11 protein-coding genes are annotated in these 21,782 nt (G+C 69.1%); 6 read left to right on the top strand and 5 right to left on the bottom strand.

Going from position 1 to position 21,782, the window contains the following annotated elements; all coding sequences use genetic code 11:
* The first annotated feature begins 82 nt into the window (after window positions 1-82).
* The 3 genes from ACFVT1_RS17075 to ACFVT1_RS17065 all read left to right on the top strand — a co-directional run bounded on the left by ACFVT1_RS17075 (window position 83) and on the right by ACFVT1_RS17065 (window position 9,895).
* Window positions 83-7,015, top strand: coding sequence for an RHS repeat-associated core domain-containing protein (locus ACFVT1_RS17075; RefSeq protein ID WP_389795910.1), 6,933 nt, complete (start codon window positions 83-85; stop codon window positions 7,013-7,015).
* Window positions 7,016-7,026: 11 nt separating this feature from the next.
* A complete protein-coding gene (locus ACFVT1_RS17070) occupies window positions 7,027-8,283 on the top strand; it encodes a hypothetical protein (RefSeq protein ID WP_389795909.1) in 1,257 nt (418 codons plus the stop codon).
* 496 nt (window positions 8,284-8,779) lie between these two features.
* Window positions 8,780-9,895: an ADP-ribosylglycohydrolase family protein gene (locus ACFVT1_RS17065; RefSeq protein ID WP_389795908.1), complete on the top strand. Its 1,116-nt coding sequence runs from the start codon at window positions 8,780-8,782 to the stop codon at window positions 9,893-9,895.
* Window positions 9,896-10,003: 108 nt separating this feature from the next.
* Here the strand turns inward: ACFVT1_RS17065 and ACFVT1_RS17060 are convergent, their stop codons facing one another.
* Window positions 10,004-11,587: a sodium:solute symporter family protein gene (locus ACFVT1_RS17060; RefSeq protein ID WP_389795907.1), complete on the bottom strand. Its 1,584-nt coding sequence runs from the start codon at window positions 11,585-11,587 to the stop codon at window positions 10,004-10,006.
* A gap of 464 nt (window positions 11,588-12,051) precedes the next feature.
* Entirely contained in the window at window positions 12,052-12,834 is a 783-nt protein-coding gene (locus tag ACFVT1_RS17055) for an SDR family oxidoreductase (protein WP_389795905.1), read from the bottom strand.
* Between the two features lie 80 nt (window positions 12,835-12,914).
* On the opposite strand from ACFVT1_RS17055, the gene ACFVT1_RS17050 reads away from it, so the two are divergent.
* The gene (locus ACFVT1_RS17050) at window positions 12,915-13,859 is read left to right on the top strand and encodes a hypothetical protein (RefSeq protein WP_389795903.1); all 945 of its coding nucleotides are present in this window, start codon (window positions 12,915-12,917) and stop codon (window positions 13,857-13,859) included.
* 240 nt (window positions 13,860-14,099) lie between these two features.
* Here ACFVT1_RS17050 and ACFVT1_RS17045 read toward each other — a convergent pair whose 3' ends face one another.
* The 3 genes from ACFVT1_RS17045 to ACFVT1_RS17035 form a co-directional block, all read right to left on the bottom strand.
* On the bottom strand, window positions 14,100-14,306 hold the full coding sequence (locus tag ACFVT1_RS17045) for a DUF397 domain-containing protein (RefSeq protein WP_389795902.1): 207 nt from the start codon (window positions 14,304-14,306) through the stop codon (window positions 14,100-14,102).
* Between the two features lie 223 nt (window positions 14,307-14,529).
* Window positions 14,530-15,399 (bottom strand): helix-turn-helix domain-containing protein, encoded by an 870-nt coding sequence (locus ACFVT1_RS17040; RefSeq protein ID WP_389795900.1) that lies wholly within the window; start codon window positions 15,397-15,399, stop codon window positions 14,530-14,532.
* Between the two features lie 266 nt (window positions 15,400-15,665).
* On the bottom strand, window positions 15,666-16,388 hold the full coding sequence (locus ACFVT1_RS17035; RefSeq protein WP_389795899.1) for a GPP34 family phosphoprotein: 723 nt from the start codon (window positions 16,386-16,388) through the stop codon (window positions 15,666-15,668).
* 179 nt (window positions 16,389-16,567) lie between these two features.
* Here ACFVT1_RS17035 and ACFVT1_RS17030 point away from each other — a divergent pair, with 179 nt between their 5' ends.
* Both ACFVT1_RS17030 and ACFVT1_RS17025 read left to right on the top strand, forming a co-directional pair.
* Window positions 16,568-19,294, top strand: a complete 2,727-nt coding sequence (locus ACFVT1_RS17030) for a D-alanyl-D-alanine carboxypeptidase family protein (RefSeq protein ID WP_389795897.1) — start codon at window positions 16,568-16,570, stop codon at window positions 19,292-19,294.
* Between the two features lie 473 nt (window positions 19,295-19,767).
* On the top strand, window positions 19,768-21,585 hold the full coding sequence (locus tag ACFVT1_RS17025) for an MFS transporter (RefSeq protein WP_389795895.1): 1,818 nt from the start codon (window positions 19,768-19,770) through the stop codon (window positions 21,583-21,585).
* The last annotated feature ends 197 nt before the right edge of the window (window positions 21,586-21,782 follow it).

Genomic DNA, 21,782 nt, shown 5'->3' with positions numbered 1-21,782 from the left:
CCGGGGGTGGGACATCCGTGTCCCGCCCCCGGCCGCCTGCTCTGCCGCACAGTCCTGACCGACATCCCCTGACGGAGCTTTCATGCGCTCATCACCCTATGGAAGATCACGCTTCCCCATACCGGCACGCACGGTGCGCAACTGCGTACTCGCCGTAGCCGTCGCCCTTTCCGTCGGCATGCTGCCGCAGTACGCGCCGCAGGCCGCCGCGCGTGACGGAGTGACCCGGCCCGACACCCAGACCAACCTCGACGACCCGGTCTCCGGCAAGAACGGCACGGCCCGCAAGTACACCGGGACCGACGAGGCCGCCCGTGCCGAGGTCACCGAAGCCGCCGTCGCGCACTGGCCCGAGGCGGCCTCCGACGAGGTCGAGGTCGGCGCCAAGGGTTCCAAGGGGGTGCAGGCCGACGGCCTCCCCCTGAAGGTCGCGGCGACCGGTACCACCAGCCCGGACACCGTCCGGCTCGCGGTCCTGGACCGGAAGAAGGCCGAGGCGGCGGGTGTCGACGGGCCGCTGATGACGGTGTCGCGTGCCGATGGCGCGGCGAAGAGCGGGCCGGTCCAGGTCTCGCTCGACTACCGGGACTTCGCGGGCGCGTACGGCGGCGGCTACGGCTCACGACTGCACCTGGTGACCTATCCGGAGTGTGTGCTCACCACGCCGGAACGCCCGGAGTGCTCTGTGGCAACCCCGTTGCCCACCACCAATGACACGGCCCGCGCCACGCTGACCGCGAAGGTCCCGGCCGCACCGGCCGCGACGACGGACGCGGCAGCCTCGACGGACGCAACGGCCTCGAAGGGCGCGGCAGCCTCGACGGGCACAGCCGCCCCGAAGGCCGCGGTGGGCACGGCCTCCCCGGCCACCGTACTGGCCGCCACCGCCGGATCCGGCGGCGACCAGGGCAACTTCGGCGCCACCTCGCTCAAGCCCTCGTCGCAGTGGAGCGTCTCCAACTCCTCCGGTGTCTTCAACTGGTCCTATCCGATCAGCGCCCCACCGGTGCCCGGCGGCCAGTCCCCGGGGGTCTCCCTCACCTACAGTTCCCAGGCGGTGGACGGACAGACCGCCGCCACGAACAACCAGGGCTCCTGGGTCGGTGAGGGCTTCGGCTACGAACCCGGCTTCATCGAGCGCCGCTACAAGCCGTGTGCCGACGACGGCCACGCCGACACCAACGGCGACCAGTGCTGGGGCCACGACAACGCCACCATCTCCCTGGCCGGCGGCACCTCGGGCGAGCTGATCAAGGACGACACCACCGGCGAGTGGCACGTCAGCTCCGACGACTTCTCCAAGGTCGAGAAGCTCACCGGCACCACCAACGGCGACAACGACGGTGAGCACTGGAAGGTCACCTCGGCGGACGGGACCCAGTACTTCTTCGGTCTCAATCAACTGCCCGGCTTCACGTCCGGCAAGGAGACCACCGACTCCACCTGGACCGTTCCCGTCTACGGCGACGACAGCGGCGAGCCCTGCTACAAGTCCACCCTCGCGGACGCCTACTGCGACCAGGCGTGGCGCTGGAACCTCGACTACGTCGTGGACCCGCACGGCAACACCATGTCGTACTTCTACGGCACGGAGGTGAACTACTACACGCAGGGGCTGAAGACCGGGGAGAACGGCAAGCCGTACATCCGCGGCGGCTACCTGAAGCGCATCGACTACGGACAGCGCGAGGGCAAGACCTATTCCACCAAGGCCGCCGCACGCGTGGTGTTCACCACCGTGGAGCGCTGCGTGGGCGACCTCACCGACTGCTCGGTCGCGGCGCTGAAGGACACCACGGCCGCCGACTGGCCGGACGTGCCGTGGGACCGCAACTGCAAGGTCGACACGAAATGCCCGGGGCAGAACTCGCCCACCTTCTGGACCCGCAAGAAGCTCACCCAGATCACCACGCAGATCCGCAACGGTGACACCACGTACGAGGACGTCGACACCTGGAAGCTGGGGCACAAGTTCACCGACAACGGTGACGGCTCCAGGTCGCTCTGGCTCGACACCATCGACCACACGGGCCTGGTCGGGACCGACAAGTCCGTTCCCACGGTGCGTCTGCACGGCATCCAGCTCGCCAACCGCATCGACATTCCCAACGACAACATCCAGCCGTTCTACCGCTTCCGCCTGAGCGGGGTGGAGAGCGAGTCGGGCAGCGCCCTGACGGCCAACTACTCCAAGCCCGAGTGCACCCCCACCACCCTGCCCGCGCCGGGCAAGTCGACGGTGCGCTGCTACCCGGTCAAGTGGAACCCGCCGGGCGTCAAGGACCCCGTCACCGACTGGTTCAACAAGTACGTCGTCACCTCGGTGGCCGACCAGGACCTGGTCGGCGGCGCCCCCGACCAGGTGACCACGTACACGTACCGGGGGGACGCGGGCTGGCGCAAGGCCAAGCCCGACGGCCTGTCCAAGACCGAGTACCTGACGTGGAGCGACTGGCGCGGCTACGGCAAGGTCCAGGTCGAGACCTCGGACGGCAGCGTCAAACCCTCCAACACCAAGACCGAGCACGTCTTCTTCCAGGGGCTGGACGGGGACACCGACCCCGACGGCGGCACCCGCTCGGTCAAGGTGACCGACTCCAACGGGACCGCGTACGACGACTCCGACTGGAAGTCCGGCACCGAACTGGAGACCACCACCTACAACGGCGGCAAGGTCGTCTCCAAGTCGGTCAACACCCCCTGGACCCAGGTCACCGGAACCCGCGTCAAGGACTGGGGCACCTCCACCTCCCGCTTCGTCAGGGCCGGCCGCTCCGACACCTACGAGTCACTGGAGGCGGGAGGCTGGCGGCAGACCTCCTCCACCACGTCGTACGACGACAAGGGCCGCGCCGTCCAGGTCGCTGACGTCGGAGAGGTGAACGTCGCCGACAACCAGTGCACCCGCACCGAGTACGCGGACAACCCCGGCAAGCACCTGTACAGCTACGTCTCGCGGGTCGAGACCGTAGCGGTGGACTGCGGCGCCACACCGGACCGCTCCAAGCAGGTCATCTCCGACGACCTGACCTTCTACGACAGCACGACCACGCTCGGTGCCGCCCCGACCAAGGGCGAACCGACCCTGGTGAAGCGGCTGGCCTCGCACAACGGCAAGACCGCCACGTACCAGGAGGTCTCCACCTCCACCTACGACACCTACGGCCGCCCGCTCGTCGTGACCGACGCGGCGAAGACGGCCACGACGGCCACCTACAAGGACAACGCCTACGGGCTGGCCCTGTCCAAGACCGAGACGAACGTCTTCGGCTGGGCCTCGACCACCGAGTACGCCCCCCAGTGGGGCACGCTCTCGGCGCAGACCGACATGAACGGCAAGCGCACGGACCTGGCGTACGACGGGCTCGGCCGCCTCGTCTCGGTGTGGATGCCCGACCGGGCGAAAGCGGACTTCACTCCGTCGATCACCTACGAATACGGCATCCGGACCACGGGCGCGAACTACCTGCACACCCAGAAGATCAAGAAGGACGGCGCGTCCTACAGCCACGAGTACACCCTGTACGACGGGCTGCTGAGACCGCGTCAGATCCAGTCCGAGGCCCAGGGCGGCGGACGCCTCCTCGCGGACACGTACTACGACGGCTCCGGCCGCACGGTGAAGACCAACGACACCTACTACACCAAGGGCGCCCCGTCGGCCACGCTGTTCGTCCCGCGCAACGAGGACATCGACGCGCAGACGGTGACCGACTTCGACGGCGCCGGCCGCACCTCGGCCACGATCCTGAACGTCGCGGGCGTGGAGAAGAACCGCACCAGCTACACCTACGGTGGTGACCGGGTCCACGTGGACCCGCCGAACGGCCAGACCCCGACCACGACGATCACGGACGCCCAGGACCGCACGGTCGAACTGCGCCAGTACAAGGGCGACAAGCCGCTCCCGGCGGGAACCCCGGCCGACTACGTCGCCACCCGGTACGGCTACGACCCGGCCGGTCACCTCGCCAAGGTCACCGACGACAAGGGCAACATCTGGTCGTACACATACGACCAGCGCGGCCGCAAGCACCTCGCGACCGACCCCGACACCGGCACCACCACGTACGAGTACGACGACCTGGACCGCCTGCTGTCGACCACGGACTCGCGGCTGAACACCGTCACGTCGGTCTACGACAAGATCGGCCGCGTCACCGAGACCTGGCAGGGCGCGGCGGCCACCGGCACCAAGCTGTCCGTCTCGAAGTACGACACGGTGGCCAAGGGAGAGCTGTACGGCACGTACACCTACAAGAACGGTGCGGTGCTGTCGTCGGTGACCTATACGGCACTGTCCGACGACCTCGAACCGACCACGACCAAGTACTACCTGTCGAAGACGGCCGAGCCGGAACTGGGCGGTACGTACCAGGTCGACACCGAGTACAACCAGGACGGCACGGTCCGGACGCAGGCGCTCCCGGCCGGGGGCGGTCTGACCGCGGAGACCGTCTCGTACGAGTACGACGGCCTGCAGCGCCCGGTCGCGCTGGGGACCTCGCTGGGCGGGATGAGTTACGTATCCAACGTCTCGTACTCGCCGACGAACAAGCTGGAGCAGCTGGAGCTGACCACGGGCGGCGCGGCGGCCAAGAAGACGTGGCTGTCCTACGCCTACGAGCAGGGCACCTCGCGGCTCATCAACGCCAGGGTCTCCGTGGAGGGCGCCGCCTCGGTGTCCTACGACGCCCGGTACACCTACGACGCGGGCGGCAACGTCCAGTCCATCGCGGACACCCCGGGCAGCGGCACCTCCGACGTCCAGTGCTTCCGGTACGACGGTCTGCGGCAGATGACCGACGCGTGGACGTCGAACGTGGCGCCGAACAAGGCGGTGGGCACCGGTCCGACCGACGCCGCCTGTGCTCCGGCGGCGTCCGCCGCGACGGTCGGCGGGACGGCTCCGTACTGGTCCTCCTACGAGTTCGACACCCTGGGCAACCGGAAGTCGGAGACCACCCACGGCATCAACGGCTCCGCCACCTCCACCAAGTCGTACGCCTACGGGGAGAACGGCGAGGGCCCGCACCAGCTCACCACCGAAGTGGTGGACACCACCGCCACCTCGTCCACGCCCGCCGTCAAACTGACCAACACCTACACCTACGACGACACGGGCAACACCGACCATCGCGTACTCAACGGCGACACCCAGACGCTCGACTGGGACAAGCAGGGTGACCTGACCAAGGTCACCAACGCCGACGGCACCACCACGGACTACGTCTACGACGCGGCCGGCAGCCGCCTGCTGAGCAAGACCGCGTCGGAGTCGACGTTCTACCTGCCGGGCATGGAACTGCACCTCAAGAAGGCCACCGGTGCGGTGACGGGAACCCGTTACTACAGCCTGGCCGGCCAGACCGTCGCGGTCCGGGACAACAACGGCGTGACCTTCCTGGCCTCCGACCACCACGGCACCGCGCAGTTCGCCGTGGACGCGGCCACCGGTGCCACCCAGCGGCGCCGGATGGATCCGTTCGGAGCGGAGCGCGAGCGCTCGTCGTCGGACTGGGCGGACGACAAGGGCTTCGTCGGCGGCACCGTGCAGGAGTCCACGGGGCTCACCACGCTCGGGGCACGTGAGTACGACACCGGGACGGGACGGTTCATATCCGCCGACCCGATCATCGACTACGCCGACCCGCAGCAGATCAACGGCTACGCGTACGGCCTGAACAACCCGGTCACCTTCTCCGACCCGGACGGCCTGAAGCCCGACGACTGCATCATGGTCGGGATCAGCTGCAACCTGACCGACAAGGGCTGGAACGTCCAGGCCACACAGCAGTACTACACGTACTACGGCGTCCAGGCTCCCAAGGAGACCAAGACGCAGTACAAGGCCCGCAAGGCCCAGGGCGACGCCGACGTGGCCAAGCAGCGCGCGATCGCCGTAGCCAAGGAACTCGCGAAGATCGCCGCGGACGAACTCGGCATCACCGACGCCCTCGACTGCTTCACCACCGGCGCCCTGGGTGCCTGCGGTGCCACTGTCGTCAATATCGTCTCCAGCGCGGTCGGCGGCATCATCGGCAAAATGGCCAAGAAATATGGCCTGCCGTGGCAGTGGAAGAAGGGCGGCGAACTCCTCAACCGCCTGTGGAATCTGGGCGACGAGCTGGTCAGCGGAATCAAGACCTGGTACAGCCAGTCGAAGCTGGCCCGGAAGCTGGGTAAATGCAACAGCTTTGCACCGGGCACCCGCGTCCTGATGGCCGACGGAACATCAAAACCGATCGAGAAAGTCAGAATCGGTGACGAAGTCGTCGCCACCGACCCCGAGACAGGCGAGACCAAGCCCCGCAAGGTCACAGCCGAGATCAAGGGCCACGGCCTGAAGAACCTCGTCGAGGTCACCATCGACATCGACGGCCCCAAGGGCGACAAGACCGCCTCGGTCACCGCGACGGACGGCCACCCGTTCTGGGTTCCGGAACTGGGCGCCTGGGTCGGTGCCACCGACCTGGAGCCGGGCGAGCAGCTCCGTACGAGCACGGGTACGCAGGTAGAGATCGAAGCGGTGAAGCGCTGGACGGCTGCTTCGGCCACGGTCTTCAACCTGACCGTCGGAGTCGTGCATACGTACTATGTGCTGGCTGGGGCTACGCCCGTCCTCGTTCACAACTGTGGGACCGAACTCCAGGCCCATGCCGAGAGTGTGCAGAAGACCCTTGGCGACGACGAAACGCGAGTGGCGACCATCATGCGACTCCGCGATGGCACGGTGTACAAGGACCGTAGCGGTCCCCGCGATGTGTGGGACCTGGAACCGGACCTGAGCGAGGCGATGCTGGACCACCGTGGTGCTGATGGGATGCATCACGGCGGCTGCGGAGAGATCGGCTGCATCAACCAGGCATTGGAGGACGGTCGCAGTATGGAGGATCTCAGCGGAGCCCGATTCGAGTCGGCGACGATTCGCGGTCGACGAGGAGCCATTACACCTGTGGCACCGTGTGACGCCTACTGTCGGCCGCTCCTGGACGGACTAGGGATGAGCGGTTAGGCGAGGGAAGAATGAACCACGGCGGATTCCAGGCTGTCGACCCGCTGCTTCAGGGGCTGCTGGCGAACCGGGCGCTGCCGCCGAGTCTGCTCCGCGTGGTCATCACGCGGGGCGGACGCGGAGTGTGGACCACAGCGCTGCGCCGTAACACCCTGGACAGTCTGTCGCAGCGTCTGCTCCGCGACCGGCTTGGGGCGGAGACGGTGGATCCCGTCTCCGCCGCAAGCGGCATGCTTCCCGGGTGGCGGGTCGCGGTGCTGGCTCGGAGTCCCCGCCCCGAGGTAAGGGCTGCGGTGGCACGACGACCCGAGATCGACTCCGATGTGCTGCGGATGCTCTGTGAAGACACCGACGACGAGGTGCGCCGGGCAGGCGCGGGTAACACCGCGCTGTCGTTCGGCATGCTCGACAGGGCTCTTGTGGCCGGCGATACGGCCGTGCTGCTCGGGATGAGCGTCAACGGAGCGCTTCCGGAGACCGTTGCAGAGCGCTTGGCGGAGAGCACTTCGGCGGAGATCCGCGCCCGCCTTGCCCGGAATGCGGCTCTGCCAGCGGTTCTGGCCAGGCGTTTGGCCGGGGACACGTCCCGCGAGGTCAGGCTCGCTCTACTCGCCAATGCTTCCGCGCCCAGCGACGTCATCGACCGCGTGTACGAGGAAGGGCTTCCGGCAGCGGATATCGCGGCAACTGCGGTCCACCCGCAGGTACTCGACCATCTGGCCGATGCTCGGTGGAGTGACGCAGCCGTGCTCCTGCCGATGGCGAGGAACCCGGCGTGCGACACGGGAACCCTCGACCGTATGGCCTTCCACAACGACTTGGAAGTCCGCCGGGCAGCACTGAGTACCTTGCGCGTGGGCGCTGCAACCCTGCAGGCGTACGCGGCCTCCTCGGATCCGTGGGTGCGGTCGCAGGTGGCACGCTCCCCGCGCTGCCCTCCCCATCTCCTGGAAAGGTTCCGAGACGACTCAGCCGGACATGTCCGGGCGGCCATGGCCCGGAACCACCACTGTCCACCTTCGTTGCTCGCCGCCTTGTGCCGGGACGACAACAGGAATGTCCGCTACCGATGCGCGCGCAACCCCGGCACTGCGGTGCAGTACGTCGTCGCGCTTGTGCACGACTCCGATCCGTTGGTGGCAGCCGCCGCGGCCACCAACCCTGCCTTGCCTGTGAGAGAGATGCACCTGATCGTCGGTGCCTGGAAATCCAGGGCAGAGAGCGCCTCCAGGTCAATCGATTCGGCTTCGCCCAACACGAAGACCTGATCGAACTGCTCCGCGGAGTAGACGCCTCGCGGCGACCTCGCTGAGTGAGGGCGACAGCAAACCAGAGGCCCGCCAGGTGCGTCCTGGCGGGCCTCTGAGGTGGGTGACGGAAATGTATGGCGCATGGTGGCACCGCAGAGCGGTGGGTCGTTGCCGCCGTTGCGGGCCGGCTCGCGGCCGGCCGGACCGTCGAGGACTGTGCCGAGTGTGCCGATGACGTCTCGTTGGAGTCGGACGCGGTCGTAGACGCCGACGGTGACGCCGATGTGGGTGTGTTGCCCCAGGGGCACCATGGAGCGCCTAGGAAATGCGGAGTGTCGTCAGATGTCTCCGGCTTGTCCCCGACCGGTCAAAAACGACCTGCGGGACGTCCGTCCACATACCCACGCGTACTCGATTCCGCACCCTCAACCGACGGTCCCTGTTCGATTACAGTGCTGCGCAGTCGCAGTCGCAGGCGGGCAGGCGGGCGGGCGGTCGACGGGGGAGGGGCACGGTGGGTACAGGGACCACAGCTGTCTGGGGCCGTGCCGAGCAGCAGGACTTCCGTAGCCGGGTGCGTGGCGCTCTGCTGGGCGGGGCCATCGGTGACGCGCTCGGGGCGGGGGTCGACGGACTCACGCTCGAAGAGATCCGGGCGGCCCACGGCGCCGACGCCGTCACCGACTTCGTGCCCGCGCACGGCGGGCGCGGCACCGTCACCGCCGTCACCCAGCTCGGGATGTTCACCGTCGACGGGCTGATCCGCGCACAGGTCCGGCGCGACACCGGCGCCTGGCATCCGCCCACCGATGTGCACCGGGCCCACCTGCGCTGGGCGGCCACCCAGCACGACTGGGGGCCCGACGAGCGACGCAAGGACAACGGCTGGCTCGCTCAGCAGGAGTGGCTCTACGCCCGCCGTGCCCCCACCCGCGAATGCCTCACCGGGCTCGGGGACGCCACCATGGGCACCCTCGACCAGCCGAAGAACCCCACCGCACGGGACTCGGCGGCCCTCACCCGGTCCGCGCCGTTCGGGCTGCTCGTCGGCTGGGAGCCGCAGCTCGTCCTCCAACTCGCCGTCGAATGCGCCGCCCAGACCCACGGCCACCCCGCCGCGCTGCTCTCCGCGGGCGCCCTGGCCGTCATCGTGCACGGGCTGGCCCGCAGCGAGACCCTGGACGGTTCCGTCCAGCACGCCCTGGACCTGCTCGCCGAGCGCCCGGGGCACGAACCGGTCACCGAGGCGCTGAAGCAGGCCCTCGGCACCGTGCGCCAGGGCATCCCGGGACCGGCTCTGATCGAGTCGCTGGGCGCCACGGACGCGGCCGAGGAGGTCCTGGCCGTCGCCGTGTACTGCGCCCTCGTCGGCGAGGACATACGGCACGGGCTGCGGCTGGCCGTGAATCACGGCGGGCCCTCCGCGGCCACCGGGGCCCTGTGCGGGGCGCTGCTCGGCGCGCTGCACGGCGAGACCGCGCTGCCACCGGCCTGGCTCGCGGAGTTGGAGGGCCGGGCCACTCTCCTCGAACTCGCCGACGACTTCGCGATGGAGATGACCCAGGGCCCCGCTCTGCACAGCCCGTCGGCCGTCGCGCCGGGCTGGCTGGCCCGCTATCCGCGCGGCTGAGACCGCGCACAGGAGACAGCAGGGGACAGCAGGGGGAGCGGGGGTTTGGACGCCGCCGTGTCCGTACCCCCGCCCCCCACCCCACCCCACCCTGTACGACCGGGACCGTCAGTCCTTCACGCCCCCCGCGACCGGGGTGTCCCCGGGGCCGGCCTGGGCCGGAAGCGTCGCCCCGGCATCCGAGCCGTCGCCATCGCCGTCGCCGTCCGTATTGATCATCTCGATGATCGCGTCGCGCTCCGGGGTGTCCTCGGGCTTGACGAAGCCGATCACGATGTAGAGGACCAGCGAGATCGCCAGCGGCAGCGCCACCTGGTACTGGAGCGCGACGTCCGTCTTCACCGAACCGTCGAGGTTGTAGTTGGTGAAGTAGAACGCCAGCAGCCCCGCCGCCCAGCTGGTGAGCGCCGCCGTCGGTCCCGAGCGGTGGAATCTGCGCAGCAGACCCAGCATGAACGGGATCGCGATCGGGCCCATCAGCCCGGCGACCCACTTGATGACGACGGAGATGATGTCCTTGAACGTCGGCGAGTTGATCTGGGTGGCCAGTGCCATCGACAGACCGAGGAAGCCGAGCGTGGACAACCGCGCCGCCAGCAGCCCGGCCCGGCTGCTCCAGTCGCGCGCCGCCTTGGAGAAGACCGGGGCGATGTCCCGGGTGAAGACCGCGGAGATGGCGTTGGCGTCCGAGGAGCACATGGCCATCGTGTGCGAGAAGAAGCCGACGACGACCAGGCCCAGCAGGCCGTGCGGCAGCAGCTGTTCGGTCATCAGGGCGTAGCTGTCCGAGGCGTCCGGCTTCTGCGCGTGGACCAGCAGCGGGGCGCACCACATCGGGAAGAACAAGACGGTGGGCCAGACCAGCCACAGAACGGCGGAGAGCCGGGCCGAACGCTTCGCCGCGGCGGCGGACTCCGTGGCCATGTAGCGCTGGGCCTGGTTCCACATGCCGCCGTTGTACTCGAAGGTCTTGATGAAGAGGTACGCCAGCAGGAAGGTCACGGTGTACGGGCCGGCCGTCGGATCGGTGTGGCCCTCGGGCAGCTTGTCCCAGACCGTCCACAGGGTGCTGAAACCGTCGAGCTTCGCCATCGCGGTGACGAGCATCGCCACCCCGGCGAAGAGCTGGATGACGAACTGCCCCAGCTCTGTGAGCGCGTCCGCCCAGAGTCCGCCGACCGTGCAGTAGACGGCCGTGATGCAGCCGGTGATGAAGATGCCCTGGGTGATCGAGATACCGGTGAAGACGGAGAGGAGGGTGGCGATGGCCGCCCACTTGGCACCGACGTCAACGATCTTCAGCAGCAGACCGGACCAGGCGAGCGCCTGCTGGGTCTGGATGTTGTAGCGGTTCTTCAGGTATTCGAGCGGGGACGCGACGTGCAGCCGTGAACGCAGCCGGTTGAGCCGGGGTGCGAAGAGCTGGGCACCGATGCCGATGCCGATGGCGATCGGCAGCGACCAGGTGACGAAGGAGGTGACGCCGTACTGGTACGCGATACCGGCGTAACCGGTGAACATCACCGCGCTGTAGCCGGACATGTGGTGCGAGATGCCGGACAGCCACCACGGCATCTTGCCGCCGGCCGTGAAGAAGTCGCTGACGTTGTCCACACGCTTGTGGGACCAGAGCCCGATCGCGATCATCACGCCGAAGTAGCCGATGAGCACGACCCAGTCGAGACTGTTCATGTGCCCCCTCCTGGGGTCCGCCTTGTGAACGGGTACGCACTTCGTCGGTACGGCCGCTCAGCGGTTCCCCGTGCGGGAGCGGGGACTTCGGGGATTGAACCGCCTGTCCAGCTCCTCGGTCAAGGTTTTTCGCGATCAGGGATGTGAACATCGATCAGTAAGTAGAACGAATTTACTTGTTCTTGACTCACGTGAGCGTTGTCGCGAACATGACGGCAGCCACACGATGGGCGGGCACTTCGTCAGGCCGTGCAGGGCACCGGAAGGACCCGAGGGGCGCGAAAGCACCCGAGGAGCACGAAAGCACCCGAGGAGCACGAAAGCACCCGAGGGGCGCGGAAGGGCCCGAGGGGCACGGAAGGACCGCACGGGATGCGGGTCCCGCGCGGCCGTTGAGGAGAGGGCGAGGAGGGGGAGGCGAGGCGGGGACGGGGCGGGAGGAGGAGTGGTGCCGCGAGGCGGTCCTACCGCATCAGCTCGCCGGCGTTCACCAGGAGGGACTGTCCGGTGATCGCCCGCGCCCGGTCCGAGGCCAGGAACACGACGGCCTCGGCCACATCGCCGTCCGTGGCGAGGTCCGGAAGCGCCATGCGCTCGGTGAGCCTGCCGAGCACCTCGGCCTCGGGCACGCTCTCGGAGCCCGCCGTGAACTGCACGTACGCCTGCACCGGAGGCCCCCACATCCAGCCGGGCAGCACCGTGTTCACCCGGATCCGGTACGGGCCGAACTCCCGCGCCATGGAGTACATCGCCGAGGTGAGCGCTCCCTTCGACGCCGCGTACGCCGCCTGCCGCACCTGGGACGGCGCGGCCACCGCGGACTGCGTACCGATGACGACCACCGAGCCGCCCCGCTCCTTGAGGCCGGGCAGGCAGGCGCGGGTCATCCGCAGGGTGCCGAGCAGATTGACATCGACGACCGACTGCCAGGTGGTGAAGTCGGCTTCCTCGATCCCGCCGAAGTAGCTGTCCCAGGCGGCGACATGGACCACCGCGTCGATCCGTCCGAACCGCTCCAGCGCCAGCGCGGCGAGCGCCTCGCACTGAACCTCGTCCGTGATGTCGGTGGCCAGATGGGCGGTGTGCCGGCCCTCCGGGTCGATCTCCGCGGCCGACTTGGCGAGATTCGCCGCGGTACGCGCCCCGAGCACCGCGTTGCCGCCGTCCCGTACGACCGTCGCCGCGACCTGATGCCCGAGCCCGGCCCCCACCCCGGACACGATGACGGTCTTCCCCGCGAGCAACATCGGCGGCCTCCCGGCTCTGGCAGTTCTCCTGACGGGGCGTCAGAGTAGGACGCCGCTGCGGAGTACGGAAGGGGAACGGCATGAGCGACGAGGCACGGGGCGACGAGACGCGGGGCGACGGGGCGCGGGGCGACGGGGCAAGGAGTGGCGGGACCCGGAACGACGGGACCGGGAACGGCGGGGCGCGGGGTGGCGGGACGCGGAGCGACACCTACGCCGAACTGGCCGCGCTGGGACCGTACGGGGTCCACCCCGGCCACGCGCTGATCACCATGGTCGAACCGCACCCGGGTCATGAGTACGCGTACAACCGCTGGTACGAGGACGACCACTACTACGCGGGCGCGATGGCGATGCCCTGGATGTTCGCGGGACGCCGCTGGGTCGCGACCCGGGAGTTGCGGGAACTGCGCTACCCGGAGAAGTCCGCGGTGGCGCAGCCGGTCGGCGCCGGCTGCTACCTGTCGACGTACTGGGTGACGGAGGGGCGCTACGACGACCACATGAAGTGGACCGTCGGGATCAACAAGCGGCTGAACCGGGACGGCCGGGTCTACCAGGACCGCACCCATGTGTTCACGTCGTTCCAGGACCATGAGGCGACGGTCTACCGGGACGGTGCCGCGGGGCCCCGGGACTTCCACGCGCTCGACCATCCGTACCGCGGGCTGGTCCTTCAGGTGATCGACACCGAAGGGGCGGCGCAGCGAGCCGAGTTGCTGGAGTGGCTGCGCTCGCGGCACCTGCCGAAGCGGCTGGGCGGCTCACCGGCGGCGATGGTGACCGTCTTCCGTCCCACGCCGCTGCCGGGCGACCGGATGAGCTATGTGAAGCAGGTCGAGGGTGTCGACACCCGGCTGACCCTGCTGTGGTTCCTCCAGGAGGACCCGAGGGACTGCTGGGCCGGGCACTTCACCGGGCTCGACGCGGAGGTCGCGGAATCTGGGCTGGGACGGGTGGAGTTGGTCGCGCCGTTCATCCCGACCGTGCCCGGCACCGACCTCCACGTCGACCGGTTGCGCTGAGCGCTCGGTTGCGCGTCGGGCCCCCCGGGGTGCGCTTCGGGCCCCCGGGTCGCGCGTCGGCCCCCGGACGAGCATCGGGTTCCCGGACAGGCGCCGGGCCCCGACGGGCATCGAGCCCCGGACAGGCGCCGGGCCCCGGACGGGCATCGAGCCCCCTCGGCCAGGACGGCGGACCAGTCGAGAGGGCTACCGGCAGCACGGGAACATCGGTGCTGCGATGCGAGCGGTGGAGAGCGCCGATCAGGCGCCGACGGCGCCCGTGCCGACGTCACGCACGAAAGCGTTCCACGCGGCGGGGACGAACGTGATCGAAGGGCCCTCGGGGGCCTTCGAGTCGCGTACGGCGATTGCCCGTGCGAGAGGGGACTTGACTTCGACGCAGGCGCCGTTGCCCCCGGAATACGAGGACTTCGTCCACTTGTCCGTAGCACCCTGACGAATGGCCATGTTCACTCCGGTTCAGAGAGTCGTGTAAGGACACCAACAGCTTTCTGGTTGGCGTGATCGACGCTACTCGCCAAGTCCCGTGAGCGAAGGGGGCGTTCACTCGACCGGATGGTATATACCACCAGGTCCTTCCCCTGTGTGTGAAGAACGGTGTATCTTACCGCCGCCTCTCCCGTAACACTGCCTGATCTCCCACGTACCGGACTTTGCGGGCCGTCCGGATTTACGCGCCCGAGTGCGCGGCATAGTCCTTCGCGATCTCGCCGATGAAGTGCCGGGTCTGCTCCACATTCAACGCCTGTGCCCGCAGATGTTCGTACATGACGCTGTACCGCTGCACGTCAATCGCCTTCTCCAGATAGAGGTCGCTGGTGACGCCCTCGATATAGACGACGCTGGAGTCCGCGGCGTCCGGGAATTCCAGAATGGCGTACTGCCCATTGATGCCGGGGTGGGCACCCATGTCGAACGGCAGCACCTGCACCGTCACATGAGGCAGGTGCGACAGCTCGACCAGTTGCTCCAACTGCTCGATCATCACCTGCTTGCCGCCGACCGCCCGACGCAGCGCCGACTCGTCGATCACCGCCCACAGCCGCAGCGGATTCTCCTGGGCGGTGATGCGGTCCTGGCGGCGGGCCCGGACGCTGACGCGCTTGTCGATGTCGCTCGGCGGGGCCTCCGGGAGCGCGCCGTTGATCAGCGCCTCGGCGTAACCGCGGGTCTGCAGCAGGCCCGGGACCACCTGGGGTTCGTACACCCGCAGCGACTCGGCATCGGTCTCCAGACCGATGTAGACGCTGTACGGGATGTCGCCGAAGGCATGCCACCAGCCCTGCTGGCGCGAGTCCTTGGCCATCTGCATGAGTGAGTCGACGATCCGGTGGTCCTCGACCTCGTACACTCCGCAGAGGTCGCGTACATCGCGCTGGCTGATGGAGCGGCGGCCGTTTTCGAGGCGGCTGATCTTCGACTGCGAGACCAGCAGTCGCTCCGCGACCTCCTCGGCCGTCATGCCCTTGAGCTCGCGCAGTCGGCGCAATTCCTGGCCCAACCGGCGTCGCCTGACGGTGGGATTGACGTTGGACGGCACGGAAACGGCACCTCCGGCTATGTAGCTGTGCGTATCTACTGCTGAGCAGATTGCCACCCCTGACCCCGGCTGCGCTGGGAAATGGCCACACGCAGGCGCGCGGGGCAGCCGTGATTCCGGCTGCCCCGCGCTTGGTGCGGCTCCCGAACCGGGTCTTGGGGACGACGGTGCGGTGGTATTCGGTTGGTGCTGCGGTGCTGCGGTGCTGCGGTGCTGCGGTGCTGCGGTGCTGCGGTGCTGCGGTGCGTGTGGCGGCGGGTGCGGTCCTAGTGGGCCGCGCTCTGCGCCATGCTGCCGCGGCGCGACTGCGACTGCACTTGCGGTTGCAACGGCACTCCGGCCGCCTGATTGCGGCGCGGCTGTGCGACCGCGCCGTTCTGGACGTCCATCACGGCGTGCGCCACGAGTCCGCCCATCGGGTCGTGTCTGATCAGGTCCCGGAGCCTGGAGCGCGATGAACGCCCCTCGTTCCCGGGATACAGGTGCTTGCCGAGTCCGACCGCGTGGGCCAGCGCGGCGAGCGCCGCGGTCCGCGGGTCCGGCGGTACGCCGGTGCGGATCGCACTGTCCAGCCTGGCTCTGATGTCCCGGCTGATTGCCGTGTCCGTCGCCTGGTAGCGAGTTGTCGGCAGCACACCGCACATCTGGCCCGCCACGGCATGCACCATGCCGCACCGCTCCAGATGGGCGAGATAGATCTGACGCAGCCCCAGCCGGGGTCCGCCGATCCAGTGGACCGCCCGAACCGGGCTGCCGCGTCGGCGCAGCAGTTCCAGTGCGGAGTCCAGAGTCGGATCTCCTGTCGGCCGTGGCATCACCACGGCGATACGATCCCCGTCAGGGGCTATCCGTCCTGCCAGAGCCAGCTCCACTAGCTGAGCTCCGGCGAGGCCGAGGTCGAGCGACTGCGGCTGCGCTGTGGTACCCGTGGCCGGGTCCAGAGCGAGCAGCAGAAGCTCCTCCGGAATTGTTCTGCGGCTCCTGCCCATCCATGCCTCCCCGCGTGGATGAATGACAGGGTGACCCCTCTCACATTGGTCTGTCGAGGGCGCCTGGGTGCTTTGTATGGGAACCAGTAGGTATGTCGTTCTCGTCTAGCAGCCCGGCCGGTGATTCACACAGGACACTGGTAGATGGTTCGGACAGCGCGGGGATGTCCCCGCGCCGCATGGAGGAGGCACCGGTGGCGGGCGAGTCCCCCGACAAGTCGAAGCAGCAGAAGCCGTCGGGGACGGCTCGGAGTGAGAGCGATCCGCGGCTCGCCGTCTTCCGTGAACCGGCCGCCGGGGCCGGGACCGGCGGCGGGACGGACACGGCGACGGCCGTCTTCCGTACGGAGCCGGGGCTGACCGGCGCAGGCGAGAGCGGCGGGAACGGCGAGGCCGACAGGGCGACCGCCGTTTTCCGTGCGCGGCCGTCCGAGGACGGCAAGGGCGGCATGGACGGCGTCGACGCCGTCGAGAACACCGACGGCAAGGGCAGTGAGCGCGGCGAGGGCTCCGGTGAATCCGGCGCCCGGGAGGGTTCCTCGGTCTCCTCGGCCGCTGGGGGCTCCGAGGGCGCGGCGAAGGCCGCCGAGGGCGCGGAGGGGGCGTCTGAGGCCACTGAGCCCGCTACCGAGCCCGCCGAGGGACGCGCCGGGGAGTCCGTCGAGTCCTCCGGCGTCTCCGGGGGCTCCGAGGTTCCCTCCAAGGGCTCCAAGGGCTCCAAGGGCTCCGAGGGTGCGGACGGCGCCGAGTCCGTCGATGCCGGAGCGCCCGGGGAGGGCGACGCGCGGCTGCGTGCGGCGGTCGCCGCATGGGCGTCGAAGGACGACGACGAGGGCGGCGAGGGCGGCGCGAGCCCAAAGGGTGACGACGTGAAGGCCGAGGCGTCCGGGAGCGCGGCTGCGTCCGAGGCGGACACCGACGCCACGGCGGAGGCCGGCGCGTCCGAGGCGGTCGCGTCGGGCGATGCCGATGCCGATGCCGACAGCGATGACAGCGGCGGCAGCGCGGCCGAGGTGTCCGACGGCGCCTCCGACAAGGTCTCCGACGAAGCCCAGGTCTCGGGGGCGCACGAGAAGACCTCTGCTGCCGAGGACGCGAAAGACGCCGAAGCCGACGCCAAGAAGTCTGCCGATGCCGATGCCGATGCCGATGCGGGCGATGCGGACGGGGCCGGCAAGGAAGGCAAGGCGGGCAGGCCGGACGGTGCAGACGAGGCGAGCGAGGCAGACGAGGCGGACGAGGCCGTCGCTGCCGAGGACAAGCGCGGAGTCGACCAGCCGACCGCTGTTTTCAGGGCGCCCGCAGCGGACAAGATCGACCAGCCGACGACCGCGCTGAAGATCACTCCGCCCGTACCGAAGTCCGATTCGGGGTCGAAGCCCGAGTCCGCAGCCGAGCGGACCAGCAAGTTCGTGCCCCTGCGCGGCGACGACGTACGACCGGCACCGGCACCGGCACCGGCACCGGCACCGGCTTCGGCTTCGGCTTCGGCGTCCGCACCGGAGCCCGCACCGCGCAAGCCCGAGACGCCGGCAGCCGCCGCCTCGACACCCGGCGTGCGGCCCCCCGCTCCCACGCCCTCCGGTGCCGAGCGGACCACGCAGCAGCCGATGCCGCCCAAGCCGCCGCTCGACCTGCTGGCCGAGCTGACGAACACGCCCCCGCCGCCCCAGACGCCGGTCCGCACCGCCGTCCGCCGGGTCAAGATCTGGACCCCGCTGGTCCTGCTTCTGCTGATCGTCTTTGCGATCGTGCAGATGGTGCGCCCGCTCCCGGACCCCCGGCTGGGCTTGTCGGCGCAGTCGACGTACACCTTCAAGGGCGACAAGCTGGACCTCGCCTGGCCGGCGCAGGGGCAGTCGGCGGTGAGTGTGGACGGTGTCGGTTCGATGGGTAGCGCAGGGGCGCAGAAGCCCGCGCCCATCGCCAGCGTCGCCAAGGTCATGACGGCGTACGTGGTCCTCAAGGGCCACCCCCTCACCGGCAAGGAGCAGGGCGAGAAGATCACCGTCGACCAGCGGGCGGAGGACGAGTCCAAGCGTGAGGACGAGTCGACGGCGCCGATCACGAAGGGCCAGCAGTTCACCCAGAAGCAGCTGCTTCAGCTGCTGATGATCCCGTCGGGGAACAACGCCGCGCGCCTGTTCGCCCGCTGGGACGCCCCGTCCGAGGCTGAGTTCGTCACGAAGATGAACGACGCCGCCAAGGACCTCGGTATGAACGACACCACGTACACGGACCCGAGCGGCCTGGAGAAGACGACCGTCTCCACCGCCGAGGACCAGCTCAAGCTGGCCAGGGCGGTCATGCAGAACGACGTGTTCCGGGAGATCGTCGACACTCCTCAGATCCAGATTCCGGGGATCGACCAGACGATCTACAACAACAACACCATCCTGCTGGAGCCGGGTGTGAGCGGCATCAAGACCGGCTCGTCCACTCCGGCCGGCGGCAACCTGCTCTGGTCCGCGAACACCGTCGTCGACGGGAAGAAGCTCTGGATCTACGGCGCTGTCATGGGCCAGCAGGCAGGCACCGGCCAGCCGTACGACAGCCTCAAGATGTCGCTGGACAACAGCCTCAAGCTGATCAAGCGCGCCCAGAAGGCCGTCACCTCGGCCACGGTCGTGAAGAAGGGGGACGTGGTCGGGTACGTCGACGACGGACTCGGCGGCCGGACACCGGTGGTCGCGACCCGCGATCTGAAGGCGAAGGGCTGGTCGGGCCTCCAGGTCGAGCTGACCATGTCGGACAACGGCAAGCAGATCCCGCACAGCGCGGCGGCAGGCGCCGAGGTGGGTGTGGTGACCGTGGGTACGGGGCCCGGCAAGGTCAGCGCGCCGGTGGCGCTCCAACAGGATCTGAAGGCTCCGAGCTTTGATCAGAAACTGACCCGAATCGGTTGATCCGGCCCCTCGGCCCGTCGGCCCGTCGGCAGGGCGGCCTGGTGGTCCGGCGGCCTGGCGGTCCGGGCGATCGACTGAAGTACTGAAGACCTGTGCCCCGCAGCGCGACACATGCGCTGCGGGGCACAGGCGTTCCGGGGAAGCGGTCGGCTGGTCCGCCGGACGGCCTGACGGCTGGTCCGCCGGTCGGCCGCAGTGGCTCCCTCCGCTCGTCCACGACTCGTCGCTGCCGAACACGGCGCCGTCTGTGCAGGGGGATTCCACGGCCGTTCGCGAGCTGATGATCTGGAACGGTTCTTGCAGGTCGCTGTGGGGGACATCCCACTTCAAGGAACCTTTCCGGACAGAGAAAAAGGCCGCGTGCTAGCGTCCCGGAAGCAACGTGTGGACCCCGGAACGCGTCTTCCGGCAATGAGGCCCGTGCAGTAAATCGTCGGTTCCGACACGTCCGGGCGAGGACGGGGAGAGTCGCAGTGACCGCTGCTGAGCCCACACGGGCGAAGCCCAGTACAGCCCGTACGGACTCGGCCGAGGGCTCTGCGCGGGTTCCCACGCCGGGCGGCGGCGACCGGTTCGGCCGCTTCAAGGAACTCTGCCACCGCCACCCGGTCCTGTTGACGACCATGGTCGCCGCGGTCACCCACGTGCTCTGGTTCTTCTTCTTCGCGAACAGCGGCGGCGACCTCGCGGCCCAGGACGCCTGGGCCGAGTTCGTCGGCCGGCACCCCGGTACCGCGTACAACCTCGCCTGGTACGGGGGCATGCACCCCGTCTCGTACAGCGTCGTGTCGCCGTATCTGATGTCGGTGCTCGGCGTGCGTACGACGATGATGGTCGCCGGGACCGTGTCGGCGGCGCTGACCGCGCTGATCCTGGTCCGGGTCCGGGCCGTCCGCAATCCGCTCGCCTGCTCGCTCGCCGGGGCCTTCGCGTACTTGTGCAACGCACTGTCCGGGCGGGTGACGTTCGGGCTCGGCATGATGTTCGCGGTGGGCGCGGTGGCCGCGGTGTTCTGCTGGCCGCACCGGTGGCGGTACAAGCGCTGGGCGAAGGCGGCCGTCGCCGCCCCGCTCGCCGGGCTCGCGACGGCGAGCAGCCCCGTGGCCGGACTGTTCCTGGGCGTGGTCGCCGCCGCGCTCTTCCTGAACAAGCGGCGCCCCGGCGCGTACGCGCTGGGGCTGGCCCCGGTCGTGGTCGTGGCGCTGTCCGCGTGGCTGTTCCCGTTCTCCGGCACGCAGCCGATGTCGGTCGCGACGCTGTCGCTGCCGTTCCTCTTCGCGGTCCTCGTCTTCGTCCTTGTACCGCGCGACTGGAAGACGGTCCGTACCGCGGCCGCCGTGTACGGCGTCGGGACGCTGCTGACCTATGTGATCGACTCGCAGATCGGCTCGAACGTCACCCGGATGGCGATGCTGTTCGCCGGTGTGGTGCTGCTCGCCGCGCTGCCGTACACGAAGCCGCGCTCCCGGCGCTGGTACGCGCTGATCCTCGCCTTCGTCGGGCTGAACTTCTGGATCGGCTTCAAGGGCGTCGACGACATCGTCCGTACCGCCCCCGCCGCCTCCTGGACGCGTGAGCTGGCCCCGCTGGTCAATCAGCTCCAGCAGGTCGGCGCGGAGCGCGGCCGGGTCGAGGTCGTGCCCGCGAGCAGCCACCGCGAGGCGTCCGCGCTCGCGCCGTACGTCAACCTGGCCCGTGGCTGGAACCGGCAGGCGGACATGGAGCGCAACCCGCTCTTCTACGACGACACGCTGAACAGCGCCAACTACCGCGAGTGGCTCGACCGCTGGGCGGTGCACTACGTGGTGCTGCCCAGGGGAACACCGGACTCCACCGGCGCGGTGCAGGAGGCGGAGCTGATCGACGACGGGCTGCCGTATCTGAAGCTGGTCTGGTCCGACGCGAACTGGCGGCTCTTCGAGGTCGACGGCCCGATACCGATGGCCGACCCGCCGGCCACGGTGGACCGGGCGGGTGCGGGCGAGCTGACCATCCATGTGAAGAGGCCCGGCCGGATCCTGATCCGTATCCCGTACTCGCGCTGGCTCGCCCTGGTCGACGAGAAGGGCAAGAGCGTCGAGCGGCCGCAGGAGACCGAGGAGTCCAAGCGGCGGGAGGACGAGAACACCCCCCGGACCTTCGTCAACACCAACGGCTGCCTGATCAAGGTCGAGGAGGACGCGGACGGCGACGAGTGGACGGAACTGCTCGCGCCGCGGCCGGGCGTGTACCGGCTGGCCGCGCCCTACCAGCTGTCACCCGGCACACCGTGCCCGGAGGAACTGCGCTGAGCGCCCACCGGCGAGGTACGTGCACGACGCGGACACGTCGCCCGAGGCCTAGGCGGGGCCGGAACGGTTCGGCGGGGACCGAAGCGTTTCGGGCCTAGCGTCGAGCCATGACGGAAACGAAGCACGCACCCGGGGTGGTGGCCGACATGCCCGAGGCGGTCGTAGACGCGGGCGAGGTATGTGGCGAGGTACGTGGC

This window comes from Streptomyces sp. NPDC057963, assembly GCF_042887155.1.
GTDB lineage: Bacteria > Actinomycetota > Actinomycetes > Streptomycetales > Streptomycetaceae > Streptomyces.
Note: the sequence above shows the minus strand (reverse complement) of the source record. Positions and strands in the feature narration are given on the sequence as shown.

Bases quoted from the DNA above. Each gene is read 5' to 3' on its own strand.
- ACFVT1_RS17075 (WP_389795910.1), top strand. From the start codon at position 83: ATGCGCTCATCACCCTATGGAAGATCACGCTTCCCCATACCGGCACGC.
- ACFVT1_RS17070 (WP_389795909.1), top strand. From the start codon at position 7,027: ATGAACCACGGCGGATTCCAGGCTGTCGACCCGCTGCTTCAGGGGCTG.
- ACFVT1_RS17060 (WP_389795907.1), bottom strand. From the start codon at position 11,587: ATGAACAGTCTCGACTGGGTCGTGCTCATCGGCTACTTCGGCGTGATG.
- ACFVT1_RS17055 (WP_389795905.1), bottom strand. From the start codon at position 12,834: ATGTTGCTCGCGGGGAAGACCGTCATCGTGTCCGGGGTGGGGGCCGGG.
- ACFVT1_RS17050 (WP_389795903.1), top strand. From the start codon at position 12,915: ATGAGCGACGAGGCACGGGGCGACGAGACGCGGGGCGACGGGGCGCGG.
- ACFVT1_RS17045 (WP_389795902.1), bottom strand. From the start codon at position 14,306: ATGGCCATTCGTCAGGGTGCTACGGACAAGTGGACGAAGTCCTCGTAT.
- ACFVT1_RS17035 (WP_389795899.1), bottom strand. From the start codon at position 16,388: ATGGGCAGGAGCCGCAGAACAATTCCGGAGGAGCTTCTGCTGCTCGCT.
- ACFVT1_RS17030 (WP_389795897.1), top strand. From the start codon at position 16,568: ATGGAGGAGGCACCGGTGGCGGGCGAGTCCCCCGACAAGTCGAAGCAG.